This is a genomic window from Nonomuraea sp. WAC 01424 (assembly GCF_003947315.1).
GTDB classification, from domain to species: domain Bacteria; phylum Actinomycetota; class Actinomycetes; order Streptosporangiales; family Streptosporangiaceae; genus Nonomuraea; species Nonomuraea spiralis.
Genome location: NZ_QHHZ01000019.1, coordinates 39,585 through 57,032, shown reverse-complemented (window position 1 = coordinate 57,032; position 17,448 = coordinate 39,585). Strand labels below are relative to the sequence as shown.

General features: G+C 71.4%; 18 protein-coding genes. 10 read left to right on the top strand and 8 right to left on the bottom strand.

Features of this window, described 5'->3' with window-relative positions; all coding sequences use genetic code 11:
• Positions 1–14: 14 nt before the first annotated feature.
• Entirely contained in the window at positions 15–941 is a 927-nt protein-coding gene (locus DMB42_RS41855) for an SDR family NAD(P)-dependent oxidoreductase (RefSeq protein ID WP_125644836.1), read from the bottom strand.
• 148 nt (positions 942–1,089) lie between these two features.
• On the opposite strand from DMB42_RS41855, the gene DMB42_RS41850 reads away from it, so the two are divergent.
• Positions 1,090–1,992, top strand: coding sequence for a helix-turn-helix transcriptional regulator (locus DMB42_RS41850; RefSeq protein ID WP_125644834.1), 903 nt, complete (start codon positions 1,090–1,092; stop codon positions 1,990–1,992).
• Between the two features lie 12 nt (positions 1,993–2,004).
• Here the strand turns inward: DMB42_RS41850 and DMB42_RS41845 are convergent, their stop codons facing one another.
• A complete protein-coding gene (locus tag DMB42_RS41845; RefSeq protein ID WP_125644832.1) occupies positions 2,005–3,333 on the bottom strand; it encodes a PLP-dependent aminotransferase family protein in 1,329 nt (442 codons plus the stop codon).
• A gap of 106 nt (positions 3,334–3,439) precedes the next feature.
• On the opposite strand from DMB42_RS41845, the gene DMB42_RS41840 reads away from it, so the two are divergent.
• Entirely contained in the window at positions 3,440–4,255 is an 816-nt protein-coding gene (locus DMB42_RS41840) for an alpha/beta fold hydrolase (RefSeq protein WP_125644830.1), read from the top strand.
• 107 nt (positions 4,256–4,362) lie between these two features.
• Here DMB42_RS41840 and DMB42_RS41835 read toward each other — a convergent pair whose 3' ends face one another.
• Positions 4,363–5,505 (bottom strand): phosphatidylinositol-specific phospholipase C1-like protein, encoded by a 1,143-nt coding sequence (locus DMB42_RS41835; RefSeq protein ID WP_125644828.1) that lies wholly within the window; start codon positions 5,503–5,505, stop codon positions 4,363–4,365.
• Positions 5,506–5,721: 216 nt separating this feature from the next.
• Here DMB42_RS41835 and DMB42_RS41830 point away from each other — a divergent pair, with 216 nt between their 5' ends.
• On the top strand, positions 5,722–7,125 hold the full coding sequence (locus DMB42_RS41830; protein WP_125644826.1) for a VCBS repeat-containing protein: 1,404 nt from the start codon (positions 5,722–5,724) through the stop codon (positions 7,123–7,125).
• Between the two features lie 43 nt (positions 7,126–7,168).
• Here DMB42_RS41830 and DMB42_RS41825 read toward each other — a convergent pair whose 3' ends face one another.
• Positions 7,169–7,489, bottom strand: a complete 321-nt coding sequence (locus DMB42_RS41825) for a helix-turn-helix transcriptional regulator (RefSeq protein WP_125644824.1) — start codon at positions 7,487–7,489, stop codon at positions 7,169–7,171.
• A gap of 59 nt (positions 7,490–7,548) precedes the next feature.
• Here DMB42_RS41825 and DMB42_RS41820 point away from each other — a divergent pair, with 59 nt between their 5' ends.
• On the top strand, positions 7,549–7,875 hold the full coding sequence (locus tag DMB42_RS41820; protein ID WP_125644822.1) for a putative quinol monooxygenase: 327 nt from the start codon (positions 7,549–7,551) through the stop codon (positions 7,873–7,875).
• A gap of 39 nt (positions 7,876–7,914) precedes the next feature.
• Here the strand turns inward: DMB42_RS41820 and DMB42_RS41815 are convergent, their stop codons facing one another.
• On the bottom strand, positions 7,915–8,676 hold the full coding sequence (locus DMB42_RS41815; RefSeq protein ID WP_260478250.1) for an SDR family NAD(P)-dependent oxidoreductase: 762 nt from the start codon (positions 8,674–8,676) through the stop codon (positions 7,915–7,917).
• Positions 8,673–10,121: an MFS transporter gene (locus DMB42_RS41810; RefSeq protein WP_125644820.1), complete on the bottom strand. Its 1,449-nt coding sequence runs from the start codon at positions 10,119–10,121 to the stop codon at positions 8,673–8,675. Before DMB42_RS41810 ends, DMB42_RS41815 begins: the two co-directional genes overlap by 4 nt.
• Positions 10,122–10,205: 84 nt before the next feature.
• Between DMB42_RS41810 and DMB42_RS41805 the strand changes: the two genes are divergently transcribed.
• Positions 10,206–11,036: a helix-turn-helix transcriptional regulator gene (locus DMB42_RS41805; protein WP_125644818.1), complete on the top strand. Its 831-nt coding sequence runs from the start codon at positions 10,206–10,208 to the stop codon at positions 11,034–11,036.
• A gap of 22 nt (positions 11,037–11,058) precedes the next feature.
• On the opposite strand, the gene DMB42_RS41800 is transcribed toward DMB42_RS41805, so the two are convergent.
• Entirely contained in the window at positions 11,059–11,931 is an 873-nt protein-coding gene (locus DMB42_RS41800; protein WP_125644816.1) for a LysR family transcriptional regulator, read from the bottom strand.
• 168 nt (positions 11,932–12,099) lie between these two features.
• Here DMB42_RS41800 and DMB42_RS41795 point away from each other — a divergent pair, with 168 nt between their 5' ends.
• Genes DMB42_RS41795 through DMB42_RS41775 form a run of 5 tightly spaced genes read left to right on the top strand, consistent with a single transcriptional unit; the run spans position 12,100 to position 16,587 of the window.
• Positions 12,100–12,951: a sugar phosphate isomerase/epimerase gene (locus tag DMB42_RS41795; RefSeq protein WP_125644814.1), complete on the top strand. Its 852-nt coding sequence runs from the start codon at positions 12,100–12,102 to the stop codon at positions 12,949–12,951.
• Between the two features lie 38 nt (positions 12,952–12,989).
• Complete coding sequence (locus DMB42_RS41790; protein ID WP_260478249.1) at positions 12,990–13,742, top strand: SDR family NAD(P)-dependent oxidoreductase; 753 nt, start codon at positions 12,990–12,992, stop codon at positions 13,740–13,742.
• Between the two features lie 15 nt (positions 13,743–13,757).
• Positions 13,758–14,576: an alpha/beta fold hydrolase gene (locus DMB42_RS41785; RefSeq protein WP_125644810.1), complete on the top strand. Its 819-nt coding sequence runs from the start codon at positions 13,758–13,760 to the stop codon at positions 14,574–14,576.
• Between the two features lie 27 nt (positions 14,577–14,603).
• Positions 14,604–15,923: an MFS transporter gene (locus DMB42_RS41780; protein ID WP_125644808.1), complete on the top strand. Its 1,320-nt coding sequence runs from the start codon at positions 14,604–14,606 to the stop codon at positions 15,921–15,923.
• Positions 15,910–16,587 (top strand): nitroreductase family protein, encoded by a 678-nt coding sequence (locus DMB42_RS41775; RefSeq protein WP_125644806.1) that lies wholly within the window; start codon positions 15,910–15,912, stop codon positions 16,585–16,587. Before DMB42_RS41780 ends, DMB42_RS41775 begins: the two co-directional genes overlap by 14 nt.
• An 18-nt stretch (positions 16,588–16,605) precedes the next feature.
• On the opposite strand, the gene DMB42_RS41770 is transcribed toward DMB42_RS41775, so the two are convergent.
• Positions 16,606–17,244: a superoxide dismutase family protein gene (locus tag DMB42_RS41770; RefSeq protein ID WP_221762584.1), complete on the bottom strand. Its 639-nt coding sequence runs from the start codon at positions 17,242–17,244 to the stop codon at positions 16,606–16,608.
• Positions 17,245–17,448: the final 204 nt, after the last annotated feature.

The window sequence follows — 17,448 nt, the reverse complement described above, 5'->3', positions numbered from 1 at the left end:
TCGAAAGGCTCCGGCTACGACCCGGACGCGCCCGCGGTCAACCGTTCAACGGTCTTCCAGAGGTCGGCTTCGCGCCGCGGGTCGTAGGACTCGTCCGACGAGCGGCTCACACGGTCGCGGTCGACGTAGGAACCGGTCGGCGCCCGGAGCGTGCCGAGGACGACGTCGGCGAGGTAGCGGCCGGCGGCGTCGGGGCTCGTGGCGAACGGAGTGAGACTCATCAGGGGCATGATGCGCCGCATCGCGAACCGGGAGAAAGCATCGGCGTTGCGGGCCAGGCCGGTGCCGGGGACGAACCCCGGGTTGTAGGCCACGACGTCGATCCCCGACGGCAGGCGGCGCGCGTACTCGTGAACCAGGTAGATCGCGGCCAGCTTGCTCGTCGAGTACGCGGTGCGCCCGCCGGCCGCGGTGTGCGGCTCGGCGAAGGCGCCCGTACGGGCGAGAGCGTCCGGTGACTTCCAGACCGGCCCCGGCACCATGCCCAGGTTGTGCCTGAGGTCGCCGAAGTGGGTGTCACTCGAAGTGATCACGATCCGGGCGGGCGCGGCGAAACGGTCCTGGAGCAGGCGTACGAACAGATGGTTGGCGAGCACGTTGACCGTGAAGGTGGACTCCAGCCCCTCCGGTCCCTCGGTCAGCGCGTTGGTGTACTGGATGCCGGCGTTCCCCACGAAGCCGCGCAGTGGCGGCAGGTCACCGCGGTCGAGCCGGTCGCGGATCTCGATGGCGGCCGCGCGGACGCTGTCCAGCGAGCCGAGGTCCGCCTGGACGTACGAGACCGGATGCCCGCCCGATGCGAGCTCCGCGGCGAGCCGCGCGCCGGAGGACGGGCGGGCGACGACGAGGAGATGCGTCTCCGGCGACCGGCGCAGGATGTGCCGGGCGGCGACATGGCCGATTCCGCGGCTCGCGCCCGTCATCACAAGGGTGTGCTTCATGCCAGGTTCCTTCGCTGTTCCACCGGTGGCGCCCGCCTCGGGCGCAGGTCCACGTTCGTCTCAGGCGCCGCGACCAGCCAGTGCACCGTCCGTCACCAGGACCGGCAGTACCCAGGCTCGTTCGTCGCCGTACGGCGAGAATGGGTCCATGGCTGCCTCCCGCTCTGATTTCGCGGCGCTCTTGCGCACCTGGCGTGACCGCCTCTCCCCTGCCGACGCCGGCTTCACGGCGACGGGCGGCCGTCGCGCACCGGGACTGCGCCGCGAGGAGCTGGCCCAGCTGGCGGGGCTGTCCGTCGACTACGTTCTGCGCCTGGAACAGTCCCGCGCCAAGAACCCCTCGGCCCAGGTCGTCGGCGCTCTCTCGCGCGCCCTTCAGCTCGCCCGCGCCGAGCGCGACCAGCTCTACCGCAGCGCCGGGCTCCTGCCGCCGCAGGACGGTACCGTCGACACCCACGTGCCCCCAGGCATCCAACGGCTCGTCTCGCGTCTCGGCGACGTCCCGATCGGCGTGTTCGCCGCAGACTGGACCCTGGTGTGGTGGAACAGCATGTGGAGCGCCCTGCACGGCGACCCCGCCGCCCTCCCGGCCGCCGAGCGCAACCTTGCCCGTGCGCTCTTCGGCAACGGCGCCGCAAGCGCCTCGATGCTCCCCGTCCGGTCCGAACGCGGACCGGACGCCTTCGCCGCCTCGATCGTCGCCGACCTCAAGGACGCCGTCTCCCGCTATCCCACCGACGCCCGGCTTGATCGTCTCGTACGAGAACTACGCGAGACCTCCGGCGCCTTCGCTCATCACTGGGCCGCGCGGACGACCGCCGCCCCGCATACGACCGACGCGAAGACCGTCCGGCACCCTCAGGTCGGCGACATCCTGCTCGACTGCGACGTCCTCATCGTTCCCGGCGCCGACCTGCGCATGGTCACCTACACGGCGGCGGCCGGAAGCACCGAGGCGGGAAAGCTCGACCTTCTCCGCGTCACGGGAGGCCACGTCGCCACTGTCGCCACTGTCGCCACTGTCGCCACTGTCGCCACCAAGCATCCCTGACCGGCTGCCGCGTTACTCGACCTCGGTGTCCTCGGGGCCGCTCCCGGCCAGTGCGGCGAGGGTCGCCAGCGCCGTGGCGAGGGTGCCGGGCGGTGGCGCCGACAGGGCGAGACGCACGGCGTTGGGCGCGTGGGCCATGACGACGGTGAAGGCCGCGCCGGGGGTGACCGCGATGCCACGACGGGCGGCGGCCGCGACGAAGGTGTCGGCCCGCCACGGGCCGGGCAGACGCCACCAACAGTGGAAGGCCTGCGGATCGGACTCGACGGCGAAGTCGGCGAGATGCTCGCGCACGAGCCCCTGGCGGGCCGCCGCGTCACGGCGTTTGAGCTCTTGGACAGCGGCGACGGTGCCGTCGTTCAGCCATCGCGTCGCGGCCTCGACAGCGAATCGCGGAGCGGTCCAGCCGCCTGAGCGCAGCGCCGAGGCCACCCGGTCGCCGATCGCCTCCGGTGTCACCGCGAAGCCGACGGTCAGACCCGGCGCCACGCGCTTCGACAGGCTGTCGGCGACGACGACGCGTTCCGGCGCGAACGCGGCCAGCGGCGGCAGATCATCGCGCAGGAAGGCGTAGATGGCGTCCTCGACCGCGTAGATGCCGAGCTCTCGGAGAGTGGCGGCGATCTCGGCGCGCCGCCGTTCGGGCATGGTGACGCCGAGCGGGTTGTGGAGCGTCGGCTGGAGGTAGACGGCACGCAGTGGCCCGGCCGATCGTACGGCTTCCGGGAGCACTCCGCAGCCGTCCATGGCGAGCGGGACCAGGGTGATGCCGAGGCGGGTGGCGATGCCCTTGACCAGCGGATACGTCAACTCCTCGACACCGAGGCGGTCACCGGCCGGGACGAGTGCCGCGAGTGCGGCGGCGATCGCCTGCCGCCCGTTGCCCGCGATGAGCAAGTGTCCGGGGTCGGGAGTCCAGCCCGGACGGGACAGCACCGCGGCCGCCGCCTCCCGCACCGCCGGCGTGCCTGCCGCGCCCATGGGGGCGAGCGCGTCCGCCAGCACGTCGGGACGCAGCATTCCGCCCAGGCTCGCGGCGAGGAGCGCGGGCTGCTCGGGAGGCATGGAGAAATTCAGCTCCAGGTCCACTCGGGCGCGGGCCGGCTCGGAGAGTGCGGGCTCGCTCGGCGACGCGGCGGCGCGGACGAAGGTGCCGCGCCCAACCTCGCCAACCGCGAGACCGCGGCGGATCAACTCGCCGTACGCCCTCGCCACGGTGGATGCGGCGATGCCGTGCCTGCGAGCGAACTGCCGCTGCGGCGGCAGCCGATCCCCGGGCCTGAGCCGACCGGCGGCGATCTCCGCCGCGAGATGGTTCGCGATCCGCCGGAAGTCGTCCAACCTCAGCTCCGCAGGACTTTGCTCCGAGTGCAATTTAGCTATTGCACCGAGATATTGCTCCGAATAGCCTCAAGCTGTCAAGACCGGCCGGACTGGAGCGATTCCCATGAAGACGTTCAGCACCGGACAGATCGCTATCGCCTATGACGACCACAACCCCGAAGGCGTCGAGCCGCCGTTGGTGCTCGTCCACGGGCACCCTTTCGACCGTTCGATGTGGGCGCCCCAGGCCGAGCACGTCGGCCGGAGCGGGCGCCGGCTGATCGTCCCGGACCTGCGCGGGTACGGCGGCAGCACCGTCGTCACGGGCACGACGCCGCTCCAGACCTTCGCCCAGGACATCGCCGGCCTGCTCGACCACCTCGGCGTCACGGAGATCGTCCTCGGCGGCCTGTCCATGGGCGGGCAGATCGTCATGGAGTTCCACCGCCTGTTCCCGGACCGGCTGCGCGGGCTGGTCTTCGCCGACACCGCCCCGCAGGCGGAGACCGAGGAAGGCAGGCGAGCCCGCAACGCCTTGGCCGACCGGCTGCTCCGGGAGGGCATGGGCGGATACACGGAGGAGGTCCTGCCCAAGATGGTGGCGCCGGCCAACATCCGGCGGTTCCCCGCGCTGGCCGAGCACGTCCTCGGCATGATGCGGACAACGTCCCCGCAGAGCGCGGCGGCCGAGCTGGGCGGCCGCGCCGAGCGTCCCGACTACCGGCCGTCACTGTCGCGCGTACGTGTGCCCGCCCTCATCGTCGTCGGTGGCGACGACGAGTTCACCCCGATCGGTGACGCCCGGCTCATGCACGAGATCATCCCAGGCTCCGAGCTCGTCGTCATCGAGGACACCGCGCATCTGCCCAACCTCGAACGGCCGGCCGAGTTCAACGAGGTGCTGAGCAAGTTCCTCGACTCGATCCCCCAGGAGCGATGAGCCCATGACCGCGTTTGTCACCGGCGTCGAGCAGGTCGGACTCCCAGCCGTCCACGCCCAGGCACCGGTCCCCGGCGACGCACCGGCTCACAACCCGCCCCTGCAGGTCACCTGGTCCTGATCCGCTCCAGGGAGTTGTCCCGGCAGCCGGCGGGCGCGCTCACCGGGTTGCAGCGGACCGTCGCCCCGCCCGGCAGCTCGGCCGTGTAGTCGCTGCCGTTCCTGGCCGACAGGCCGATCACCGGGAAGTCGGTGCTGACCATCTGCGCGCCGCTGTCCAGCGCCGCCTTCAGCCGGCCGGTGCTGCCCGACCTGGCCTCGGTGAACGGCACGTCGGACCGGGTCCGCACGTAGTAGCCCTTGCGTACGAGGTCCTGGATCTGCGCGGTGTTGGCGCCCTCCGGCTCGTTCCAGCCGACGAAGGCGGCGTCGGGCCGGCCCGGCCGGGAATTCGTGAACAGCACCCGCCCTTCCAGGCTCGGCCGGCCCGCCAGGTAGGGCTCCTGGATGGCGCTCCCTTGGTTGTCCATGAAGAACATGACCTTGCCACGGGACGACTTCAGCTCCGGCCAGCCGTACTTGAGCACCGACTGTTCCAGGGTGAGCCCCGGCTTGCGGACGTCGTCGGGGGTGATGAGCCGGTCGCCGGGGAAGACCGAGCGGATCTCGGCGTCCAGGGCGTCCATGAGCGCCGTGTCCCAGGCCGGGCTCTTGGCTCCGCCCATGGCCTCCTTCGCCGGGTCGGTGCTCTTGAACTCGGTCAGGATCGTCAGCGGAACGTGGCCGGGGTTCTTGTCGGACCACTCGCGTACCTGGCGCAGGCAGGTGAGGAGCGCGGAGCAGTTGGTGCCGTAGTCGTGGTCGGCCCAGTGCAGCACCTTGAAGCCGGGCCGGGCGAGCGCGGGGTCGTTGAGCGCGGGCAGTCCGGCGTCGCGGCGTACCAGCGGGTTGCTGTAGAGGCCGCCCTGGGGGTCGGGGAAGACGTCCAGCTCGATGCCGCGCACGTGCTGGGCGCCGAACTGGTTGGGCAGGGCGGTGTGCGAGTACTGCAGGTTCCACCAGTTGGCGTCGGTCCTGCGCTGCACGTCTTTCTCGGCGTCGGTCAGCTCGCGGTGGTAGCTGTTGTGGGTCGCGATGGTCTGGACGTGGTTGATCCGCAGGGTGCCGTGGCCGTTCGTGGCGGCGTCGGCGGCGGGGACGGCCGCGAGCGCGGTGACGGCGGTGGCGGCGATGAGGGCGAGACGGCGCATGGGATCCGACACTCCAAGGCAGCGGTAAACGGATGATCACTAAATGTCCGAACGTGTCGGTAAAAATGCGCGAACGTCAAAGGATGGACAGCGAAGTGACCCCATCGAGGAGGTGGCAGGCGCGGCTCATGGGCAGCTCGCGCACGTCCCAACCCTCGGCGGGCGTCGCCAGTCAGCCTCAACCCGGCCACAAGTCGCACGCGCGATTCTCGCCCCATGCGCGTGCACAAGATCGCCTGGTCGGCCGCGATACTCGCGGTGACCGTAGGGCTCACCACACCCGCCGTACCCGCCGCGGCGGCACCTGTCATCACCGTCAAGAGCGACTTCAACGGGGACGGCTACAACGACGTCGCCGTCGGCATGCCCACGTACCCTGGCTACCTCGGCACGGACAACAGCGGCATGATCGCCGTCCTGTACGGCGGCCCGAACGGCCTCAGCGGCGCCAAACAGCTCATCCGGCCCACGACCGGCTGCTCGGGTGAATCAGCCGGTTTCTGCCGAGGGTGGGGCAAAGGGCTGACCTCCGGCGACGTCGACGGCGACGGCAGGACCGACCTGGTCACCGTGGGGCTCAGCGAGCGGCAGGTCTTCTCCTGGACACCGGCCGACATCACCCGGCAGGGCAGCTCCAGCTCGGCGTACTTCCAGGGGCTGACCGTGGGCAACGCCGACAACGACTCGCGAACCGACGTCGTGGGGCTGTTCGCGTCCGGCTGGTTCGCCTCCTTCGGCGGCTGGTACAACGGCGGCGCCTTCGAGAAGACGTCGCTCAACGCCCCGAGCGGCCCCTTGCTGCAGTCGACGGCGATCGGCACCGTGAACGGCGACGACATCATGGAAGCGATGGTTCTGCTCGCCCCCACCTACGGCTCGACCAGCCATGAGCTGTGGTACATCGACAGTCTGCGCGATCCGGCCCACACCCCCATGCTCATGGGCAACACGGCGGCCTGCGACACCCCCGACGCGACCAAGCCCGCCTGCACCAAGAAGGACTCCCAGCTCGGCCTAGGCGACGTGAACGGCGACGGCTACCGCGACGTCGTCATGGTGACGCCCAGCACCGGCACAGTGCACGTCTGGTACGGCTCCTACTACGGCGCCGGCATGTACCAGCCCGGTTTCACGGCCCGCAACCTGTCCTGGCTGACCACGCTCGGATCCACCGACATCACCGTCACCGTGGGCGACATCAACGGCGACGGCCGCGGCGAGATCGCCGTCGGCCTGCCCAGAGCGACCGTCGCGGGCAAGTCGGCCGCGGGGGCCGTCGCGCTGATCCCCGGGACCGCCTCTGGCCCGGACGTCTCCGCCGCCCGGATCCTCACTCAGGACGGCATCGCCTCACCCGGCACGGCGCCTTCGGCGGATCCGATCGCCGAGGAGTCCGTGGCCGACGACCGCATGGGTGAGGCCGTCTCGATCATCGACGTCACGGCTGACGGCAAGGGCGAGCTGATCGTCGGCGTGCCCGGCAAGAACGACGGCAAGGGCATGCTCGCGGTGCTTGCCGGCAACGCCACCGGGATCCCGTCCTCGGCGCAGTCCGTGCACGCGATTCCCGCCGGGGTGAACGCCGCGGATGCCCGCTTCGGCGCCATCATGCTGAGATAGCGCCACTACGGAGGAGCAGCGGGACGGCCAGTGCTGCTGGTGGCTAATCCGCCGCGGTGTTCCCGGTTCCGTCCGTCGCGCCGCCGGACTTCAGGTCCTCGGACAGGAGCCGCAACAGGCCGGGCAGATGACGCTCGATGTCCTGCCTGGGCAGTGAGACGGCGCTGCCGTTGCCGTGGTCACGCTGCATGATCAGCCCCGCCTCGCGCAGCACCCGGAAGTGATGTGTGCGTGCGGCCTTCTTCACCGGCAGGTCGAACGAGCCGCAGGCGCGCTCCCGGTCCTCGGGATCGGCCGCGAGTTCGGCCACGACCTGGCGGCGGGAGTCGTCGGCCAGCGCGCGGAACACCTTGCCCAGATCCATGACTCACCTCCAAGGTACGATTTGCATCATACCTTGCCTAATGGCTAGCGTTGGCAGGTATGAAGATTGTCGTACCTGAAGGAGGCGGGGCGGTCGGCATCTACGGCTTCGCCCGGCCGAAGCCCGAGCGCGCCGATGAACTGGAGCGGCTGCTGCTGTCCTTCGTGGAGCCGACCAGGGCCGAGCCTGGCTCGATGCAGTACCAGGTCCACCGCGACGTGGCCGACCCCAGCACGTTCGTGTTCTACGAACTGTGGCGGTCGGCCGACGACCTGCGCGCCCATCTCGCGCGTCCCGAACTCGCGCACTTCCAGCAGCACCGCATGGACTACCTGCGAGAAGACCTGGAGATCCACTGGCTGACACCCCTCAGCGTGACCCCCTGATCCCTCGGCTCATGCAGGCGACCGTGCTGCCCGGCAGGGTCAATGGGCGCTCCAGCCGCCGTCCACCGGCAGGATCGCGCCCGTCAGGTAGGACGCGTCCGGCCCGGCCAGCAACAAGGCCGCGGCGGTGAGTTCGTCCGGCTCGGCCCAGCGTCGGAGTGGCACTTCATGGTGCAGGAACTGCCGCACCTGCGGGTCGTCGTCGGCGTTCGTGTTGAGCGGCGTACGGAAGGGACCGGGGGCGAGGGCGTTGACGTTGATCCCGTACGGGGCGAGTTCCACGGCCAGGCTGCGGGTGAGCTGGACGACCGCCCCCTTGCTGGCCGCATAGGCGGACCGAGCGGCCGCGCCGACGAGCCCGAGCGCGCTGGCCAGGGTCACGATGCGGCCGTACCCCGCGGCGCGCATCACCGGCACGACCGCCTGGCAGGCCAGGAAGGTGCCGACGACGTTCGTCTCCAGACAGCCGCGCAGGACGGACACGTCCAGGTCCGTGATCTCGCCGCGGGCCTGGACACCGGCGCTGGTCACCAGCACGTCCAGACGTCCATGACCGGACACGATCTCCTCCACGAGCCGCCGGGTGGCGTGCTCGTCGGTCACGTCACAGGCCAGCCCCGACGCGGGACGGCGGGTCGCCCGGGTGATCCCCGCGGCCGCCTCCTCGCACGCCTCGCGGCGCCTGCCGGACACCACGACGTGGGCGCCGGCGCCGGCCAGCGCCTGCGCGATGGCCAGCCCGAGGCCGGACGAGCCGCCGGTGACCAGGGCGACCTGACCGGCCAGGTTTGAGTCGTTCACGCGGATGTCCTTCGAAGTCGGCGAGAGGTGGTACGAAGCAGGGCGTACCCGATCACGAGCGAGACCACCAGCACCACGGCCGCGTCCACGGCGGCGGCCAGCCGCACACCGCTCAGCAAAGCCGGGGCCGCGGCCTGACCGGCATCCCGGAGCGCGGACACGCGGGCCACGCAGACGGCGCTGAGGATCGGGACGCCGACGGTGATGCCGATCTGCTGGGCGCTCGTCACCAACCCGGTCGCCAGCCCTTGAACCGTGTCCGGCAGCCCGGACGTCACGGTGACGCCGTAGGAGACCACGACCGACATGTGGCCCACGGAGGCCAGGCACACCACGGCCAGGGCCGGCCAGGCACCCTCGGTCACGGTCATCGCGGCGGTGCAGAGGCCTTGCAGGGCCAGCCCCGCCACCAGCGTCCGCCTTGCACCCAGCGCGCGGATCACCCGGGAGGAGACCATGCCCGTCACGGCCAGAACGACGCCCTGACCGCCGAAGAACAGACCTGTCCACAGTGGTGACAGCGCCTCGACATCCTGCAGGTAGAGAGTCAGCAGGAAGATGAACGCGCTCATCATGGAGAAGGTGATCAGGCCGCCCAGGCTGCCGAAGGCGACCGTGGGCCTGCGCAGCATGGTCAACGAGACCAGCGGCTGCGCGGCTCGCGACTCGATGACCACGAACACGCCCAGCAACAACACGGCCGCCACCATGGCCACCACTCTCACCGCTCCCGCGGCCGACAGGGCGTAGATGAGGCAGACCAGGCCCCCGCTGACGGTGGCCGCGCCGGGCAGGTCCAGCCGGGGAGCGTGGGCGCCCCGGCTCTCGGTCAGCAGCCCTGGCGCCGCCATGGCCAGGACGACGCCCGCGACGGCCAGCAACGCCATCGTCGAACGCCAGCCCAGTGTGTCGGTCATCGCGCCGCCGACCAGCATGCCGACGGTGAACCCGAGGGAGAGCACCGACCCGCTGACGCCGAGCGCCCGGTTGCGCCGCGGCCCCTCGGGGAAGGTCGTCGTCAGCAGCGACATACCGGTGGGAATGATGGCGGCTGCCCCCAGCCCCTGAAGGGCGCGTCCCGCGACGAACACCCCCGGGTTCCACGCGAAGGTGGCCAGCACGGAGGCCGCGGTGAACAGCAGGACGCCGCCGAGGAAGAGCCTGCGCCGGCCGTACAGGTCCGCCATGCGGCCGAACAGCAACAGGCATCCCCCCGACGGCAGTGCGAAGGCGGTGACCGCCCACTGCAGGTCGGCCTGTTCCATCCCCAGTTCCCGGCCGAGATCAGGCAAGGCCACATTTAAGATTGAAAAATCCAAAGAAATGATGAATTGTGCGGCACACAGGATGGCAAGGATGAGTTTCGCACGCGTGGTGAAGCGAGCGTCGTGCTCCCCGGCCGAGCTCCCGGCGTCGGCGTCCCTCGACAAGGGGTCGATCGTCATGGCGTCCACGCTCGGCCATGACCGGTCTTCGCGGGGAGAGCGTGGTGACACTGGTGGTGGCACCACCAGCCGAAGCGGTGCGCGGTGACGCCGGGCGAGGGACGCCGCCGCGACCTGCGTGACTTCCTGGTGAGCAGACGTGCCCGCGTGAGCCCGGCCTCAGCCGGTCTCCCGGCCGGGGGACGCCGCCGTACGCCCGGGCTGCGCCGTGAGGAAGTCGCGGTGCTGGCCGGGGTGAGCCCGGGGTGGTACCAGTGGCTGGAGCAGGGGCGCGAGATCAACGTCTCCGCGCAGGTGCTGGACGCGGTGGCCCGGGTACTGCGACTCGACGAGGCCGAACGGCGGCACCTGTACACGCTGGCCGGGCTCAATCCACCGCCGCCGACCGGACACCCGCACGCCTACTGCGACGGACTGCAACGACTGATCGAGGCCTGGGACCCCAAGCCGGCCACCATGCTGGACGCCTCCTGGAACCACGTGGCCTGGAACGAGTCGGCCAGGCTCGCGCTGGACATGGCTCAGGCCGAGCGCAACTGTCTGGTGGGCTTCTTCCACGACCCTCGGTTCCGCTGCCGGGAGCGGGCCTGGCAGGATTTGGCGCCGACCGTGGTGGCGGCCTTCCGGGCCGCGGCGGCCGAGCAGCCCCGCGATCACGACATCCACGACGTGGTCAGCACGCTGGGCCTGACCAGCCCCGAATTCGCCCGGTTGTGGGCACGACAGGACGTACAGGCGGCCGGAATCTGGATCAACGAGGTCGACCATCCCGTCGTGGGCACGCTGACCTTCGAGAGCAGCCACATGAGACTGCCCGCCAGACCCGACCTGATCATGGTGCTGTACAACCCGCTGCCCGGTACCGACACCGCCGACAAGATCGCGTGGCTGCGGACCACCGCCGCGCCCCTCTGACACCGGGCACGACCACGTACGGTCAGGCCGGTACGGACCGCAGGACGCCGGCCACCTCGTCCACCACGGCCCGCGTGGGCCGCTGGCACACCAGCCATGTCGTCATCACGGCTTCGGGCAGCTCCTGGACGGGCCCCCAGCGCCAGCCGGGCAGCTTCAGCGCGGCGACGTGCGAGGCGACCAGCGCGGCATCGGCCCGCGTGGCCTGCGCGCAGGCCAGGACGTGCTCGGTGAACCGGGCGAACTGCCAGTACGGCCGGACGCCGGCGGCCAGCACGGCCGCGGTGACGCTCTCACGGGCGGGCTCGCGTTCACGGGCGTGGACGAGCACCCGCAGCGCGTGCAGATCACCGATCCGGTGGTCCGGCTCGCCGGCCAGCGGATGACCGGGCCGCACCGCCAGCCCGAGGATCTCCCGGCGCAACAGCCAGGAGGCGTAGTGGCCGGGCGGCTGCTGATGGACCAGGCACAGGTCGAGCCTGCCCTCGTGGAGCAGGCGTAGCTGGTCGAAGCTCGTGGCCTCCACGTAGTCCAGCTCGGCGTGGGGCAGCGCCGCGTCCACCGCCTCGACGACCGAGGACAGCCAGGAGCCGGGCGTGGCGGGCGGCACGCCGACGGAGACGACCTGCCGCGCCCGGGCGGCCTCCGAGACGATCTCCTGCGTGGTCGCGGCGAGGCCGAGGATCTGCCGGGCGTGCTGCAGCAGCGCCTCGCCGCTCGGCGTCAGCCGCACCCCCCGGGAGGTGCGCTCGAACAGGCGCTGGCCGAGCCGCCGTTCCAGATCCATGATCTGCCTGCTCAGCGACGGTTGTGAGACCAGCAGCCGCTGAGCGGCCTGGTAGAACGAGCCCTCCTCCGCGACCGCGGCGAAGTAGCGCAGGTGCCGAAGTTCCACGGTCTCCCTCGCCTGGTCGGCCGGGTTATGCCTGCAGAACATAGTAGACGTGCCTGAAAGGACTTGGACTGCGAGGCGTGTTCGGCTCTGTACTGATGTCGGCGGCCATCACCGATGGTGACGCCGAACGGTGAGCAGCTCTCCATGCTGCGTTCTTCGAGGAGCAAGATGAGGCTTGGCGTATGTTCGGCCTGCCTGCCGGAGCTGACGCCGCACCAGGCGGTCGAGGCGGCGGCCGCGGCCGGCTATGCCGGAATCGAATGGCGGGTCTCGGCGGCGGCCGGCTCGCCAGGACCGGCGCACTTCCTGCGCAACAACCGCTGCACCCTGCGCCCGCGGCGGGACGACCTCCGCCGCGCACGCGGGCTCTGTGACCGCGCGGGCCTGGCCGTCGTCGGGCTGAGCGGGTACGTCCAGACCGGCGACCTGCCGGGGGTCGAGCGGCTGATGAGCCTGGCGGCCGAGGCGGGCGCGCCGCGGATCCGCCTGTGGGCGCCACCCACGACGGACGGCGGGTTCCACCGCTCACTCGGCCAGGCCGTCGCGTTCTTCGGCGAGGTCGCGGCGCTGGCCGGCCGCTTCGGCGTGCAGGCGCTGCTGGAGATGCACCAGCGGACGATCTGTCCGAGTGCCGCGCTGGCCGAGCAGGTCGTACGGGGTCTGCCTCCGCACCTGGTCGGAGTGATCTACGACCCCGGCAACACGGTGGTGGAGGGGTCGGAGGATCCCCGGCTGGCCCTGCAGATCCTTGGCGAGCACCTGGCTCACGTGCACATCAAGAACGCCGTCTTCGAACGCGCCGAGGGCGGCGGCCCGTGGCGGCACCGCTGGTCGCCGATGGACGACGGGGTGCTCGACGTGCCCGCGATCCTGCGGCTGCTCGAAGACTCCGGCTACCGGGGATGGGTGTCGGTGGAGGACTTCAGCACCGACCGGCCACCGCGCGAGGCCCTCGCCTTCAACGCTGCCTACCTGCGCGGCCACGCCACCTTCGAACCGGCGACAGCGGTGCGGGCATGAGCGGGAAAAGGGTGGGCTTGAGCGGGAAAGGCGCGGGCTTGAGCGGAAAGGGGGCGGTCGTCACCGGCGGGGCGGGCGTCCTCGGCCAGGCCATCGCCGCGCAGCTGGCCGCCGACGGTTTCCAGGTGACGCTGTTCGACCTCGACGAAGCCGCCGTGACCCGCGCGGCGAACCGTCTGTCCGGATCCGGCGACGTCGCCGGATATCCGGTGGATGTGAGCGACCCCGACGCGGTCCGCGAGCAGATCGCCCGGCTGGAACACGCCGGACGGCGCCTGGACTGCCTGGTGAACAACGCCGCCGTCAACCCCCGCCTGCCGCTGTCCGATCAGACCCCCGACGCCTGGGACACGACGATGGCGGTCAACGTACGCGGGCCGATGCTGCTCTGCCAGGCGATGCGGCCCTGGTGGCGGCGTCATGGCGGCGGCCGGGTGGTCAACGTGGGCTCCCGTACCTGGCTCGGGGGCGGTCCCACGGCGTACGTCACGTCCAAGGCGGCCGTCGTGGGCCTGACCCGGTCCCTCGCCGTCGAACTGGGCCCCCTCGGCGTCACCGTCAACGCGGTGGCGCCCAGCGTGGTGGAGACCCCTCTGACCAGGGCGGGCCGTACGGAGGAGGAGTTCGACCGGTTCGCGGCCCGCCACCTGGCGATGACCCCGCTCGGCCGGCTGGCCCGCCCGCAGGACGTGGCCGACGCCGTCGCCTTCCTGGCCGGCGAGCGGGCCGCGTTCATCACCGGCGAGATCCTGCACGTGTGCGGCGGAGCCCAGCTCGCGCCGTCGCCCTGACCGAAAGAACCTGTCGTGCCCTATTTCGAACACTCCGGCGTGCGCCTGTTCTACGCCGACTACCCGCCCGCCACCGGCCCTCGGCCAGGACGGCTCACCCTGCTCCTCGTGCACGGCCTGTGGGGCGCGGCCGAAGGCTGGATCCACCAGATCCCCGCCTTGCGGACCCGCTACCGCACCATGGCCGTGGACCTGCGCGGACACGGACGCTCCGGGGCCCCGCCGGCGGGCTACGACCTCGGCGACCACGCCGAGGACCTGGCGGCGCTGATCCGGCACGCCGAGCTGGCCCCGGTGGTCGTGCTCGCCCATTCGATGGGCTGCTCGGTGTCCACCGTGCTGGCCGCCCGCCACCCCACCCTGGTCCACGCCCTGGCGCTGATCGACCCCGACTACGCCGGCGACCCCGGTGAGCGGGAGTGGATGAGCCGCCTGGCCGACGACCTGGAGGGACCCGACGCCGACCGGATCGCCCAGGACCTCATCAGCGACCGGTTCCACACCCCCGCCACCCCCGAGCATCTGCGTACCTGGCACCTGCTGGACGTCCTGGCACGACCGGCATGGCTGCGCGCCCGGACCTTCCGCCACAGCGCCTTCGGCCCCAGCAGCCTGCGCTTCCGTCCCGAGGCGGAACCCATGCTGCGCCGGCGCCGCCAACCGGTGCTGGCCTTCCACCGCCATCCGGCGCGCGCCGAGGTGGAGCGGTCGTGCCTGACCCGCGGCCACAGCCGGATCGTGCGACTCCCCCACGCGGGCCATTACCTCCACCAGGAACGCCCCGACGAGATCAACCGCACCCTCATGCAGTGGCTGGCCGCCCTTCCCCGATAGCCCCCCGCAGAAAGGCACGCCAAAGCCGTGACAGTCAACGAAAGCCTTGCGCCGCACGGCGCGGCACTTCCTCCGTCATCACCCCGCCACAACGCCCGCGCCTGGGGCGTCACCGCCGTACTGGTGCTCTCCTCGGTCGTGGTGTTCCTCGACAAGGCCCTGCTGGGCCTGGTCGCCAAGCCGATGAGCGCCGAACTCGGCATGTCGGCCGCCGGTTTCGGCACGCTGGGCAGCGCGTCGTACGTGCTGTTCGGCCTTACCTGCGTCGCCGTCAGTTTCGCCGCACAACGCATCTCCCCGCGGTGGGTCCTGCTGGTCTGCGGCCTGCTGTGGGCGGTCGGCCAGGTGCCCGCCGTCGTCGCCGCCACCGGCGGCATGCTGTACGCCAGCCGGATCCTGGTCGGAGCCGCGGAAGGACCAGCCAACCCGCTGTCCATGACCGTGCTGTACTCATGGTTCCCGAACGAGCGGCGCGGCCTGCCGCAGGCCCTCTACACCGCGGGCGCCGCCGTCGCCAAGATCGCCCTCGCGCCCGTGCTGACCCTGATCATCATCGGATTCGGCTGGCGTGCCGGCTTCCTCACGGTCGGAGCGCTCGCGCTGGGCTGGTCGCTGCTGTGGCTGGCCACCGGCCGGCAGGGCCCCTACGGCGCCGCCGGGAACGACCGGACGCGGCCCGCCCCCACGACTCGCGTCCCCTGGCGCCGCGCGCTGCTCAATCGCACCTTCATCGGCTGTTTCATCGCCTACTTCGCCCAGAACGCGCTCGCCGCCATCGTCTTCACCTGGCTGCCCTCGTACTTCGAGAACGCGCTCGGCTTCTCGGCGAAGACGGCCGGATCACTGTTCGGGCTGCCCAGCGCGCTCGGCATCGTGGCGCTGGTCACCACCGGAGCCGTCACCGACCGGCTGCTCCGCTCCGGCGTCACCTCCAGGCGGGCCCGGGGCCTGCTCGGCGGCGTCTGCCTCACCGGCGCCGGCGTTCTGCTGACCTGTCTGCCGCTGATCCACACGCCGCTCCCGGCCATCGCCCTGCTGATGCTCGGCTACGGCATCTCCGTCACCGTCAACACCTTCGCCAACCCCGCCGTGGCCGAGCTCGTGCCGCCCGCTCAGCGGGCCGGAATCCTGGGCGTCTTCGCGGGGCTCAGCGTCACCGCCGGTATAGCCAGCCCGGTGATCACCGGATGGCTGCTCGACAGGGCCGCCACTCCCGAGGCGGGCTACACCACCGCCTTCCTGCTCAGCGGCGTCCTGCTCGCCGTCGCCGGTGTGCTGTTCGCCCTGCTCGTCCACCCCGAACGCGACCGCCACGATGCCCTCAGGAGCGACCATGTCCCTGCCTGAACCGCACCACCCGCCGCTGGCCCTCACCCCGGACGAACTGCTCAGCACCACCCGCGCGGTCCGGCGCAGGCTGGACGTGAGCAGGCCGGTCCCGCGCGAGGTGCTCCTCGACTGCACCCGCCTGGCCCAGCAGGCGCCCAGCGGCCGCAACCGGCAACGCTGGGACTTCCTCTTCGTCACCGACCCCGACCGGCGACGCGCCCTGGCCGACCTGTGGCGGCGCGGCCTGACCAGTCCGGCCGCCCCTCGGTCTCACGACGGCCCCAGCCGCCACGACTACACCGCCGAGGCCGGCTGGCCCGCCATCGCCGACAGCCTGCGCCACCTCGTCGACATCCTCGACCAGGTACCCGTCCTGCTGGTGCCGTGCATTCAGGTCGGATCGCGGGCCGAGCTCGACGACCCGGCGACCCAGGCCGGGACCTGGGGCTCGGTGCTGCCCGCCACGTGGAGCTTCATGCTGGCCGCACGCAGCCGAGGGCTCGGCACCGTCTGGACCACCCCGCACCTCAGCCACGAACGCGAGGCCGCCGCGCTCCTCGGCCTGCCGTACGACAGGACCGTGCAATGCGCGCTGATCCCCATCGCCTGGACGATCGGCACGCACTTCAGGCCCGCCCGCCGCGTCCCCGTCACCGAGGTCGTGCACTGGGACCACTGGTAGGCGACGTGGACGCCGGCGCTAGCTTCTGGTGATCACGCCGCACGCGATGCGCCTGCCGGAGTCGCCCGCTTTCAAGGTTTCGGCGTCGGGCCCCGGCGCGCCCTCGGCGTTCCGGTAGCGGTCCGGGATGTTGGCGTGGTTGTCGGCCACCGCGTGGATCATGATGGCGCTGCCGTCGTCGTCGAAGAGCTGCGTCCCGCCGAAACGATCGGTCACCGTCGAGGCGGTGCCGGTGCCGTCCGCGCCGACCAGCAGGCCGGGCAGGTCTCCGCTGTGGTGGTCGTGGGGATGTGAGCCGAGGTCGTAGTGTCCGCCGGCGCTGAAGAAGGGGCTGCCCGTGGCCGGGTCCTCCGACCGCGGATCACAGACCCCTTTGGCGTGCACGTGGAAGCCGTGGAACCCGGCGGGCAGGTCCTTCACCCCAACCGTGATCTTGGTCCTGCCGTTCCCGGCGTCCTCCACCTGGAGCGAGCCGACCGTCCGGCCGGCGGCGTCCTTGATCACCGCGCCGGCGCGGGCGCCGTCCCGCGCCGGCATCATCGCGTCGGCGGGCCCGCCGTCCGGCGCCGGCACCATTCTTCCCAGCGCGGCGGCGCCCAGCGCCACGGCGCCCACGCCCAGCACGGCGACCAGAGTCAGGCGTACCTTGCCTGCCATCAGCGCTCTCCCTCATGTGGCGCCTTCCACCCAGGGAAGACATCGACGGTCTCACGAGTCGGCGGAGGCCGCCTTGGCCGGCCACGGCGCACCGCTCCCCAAGGGGCCTCGCCCCCCACAGATCCCCCGAAGTCCACCCGCTTCCCCGGCGCGGGAGGCAAAGATTCGGCCTCTCCGCCACCATCACGTTCGCCGGTCCGGCTC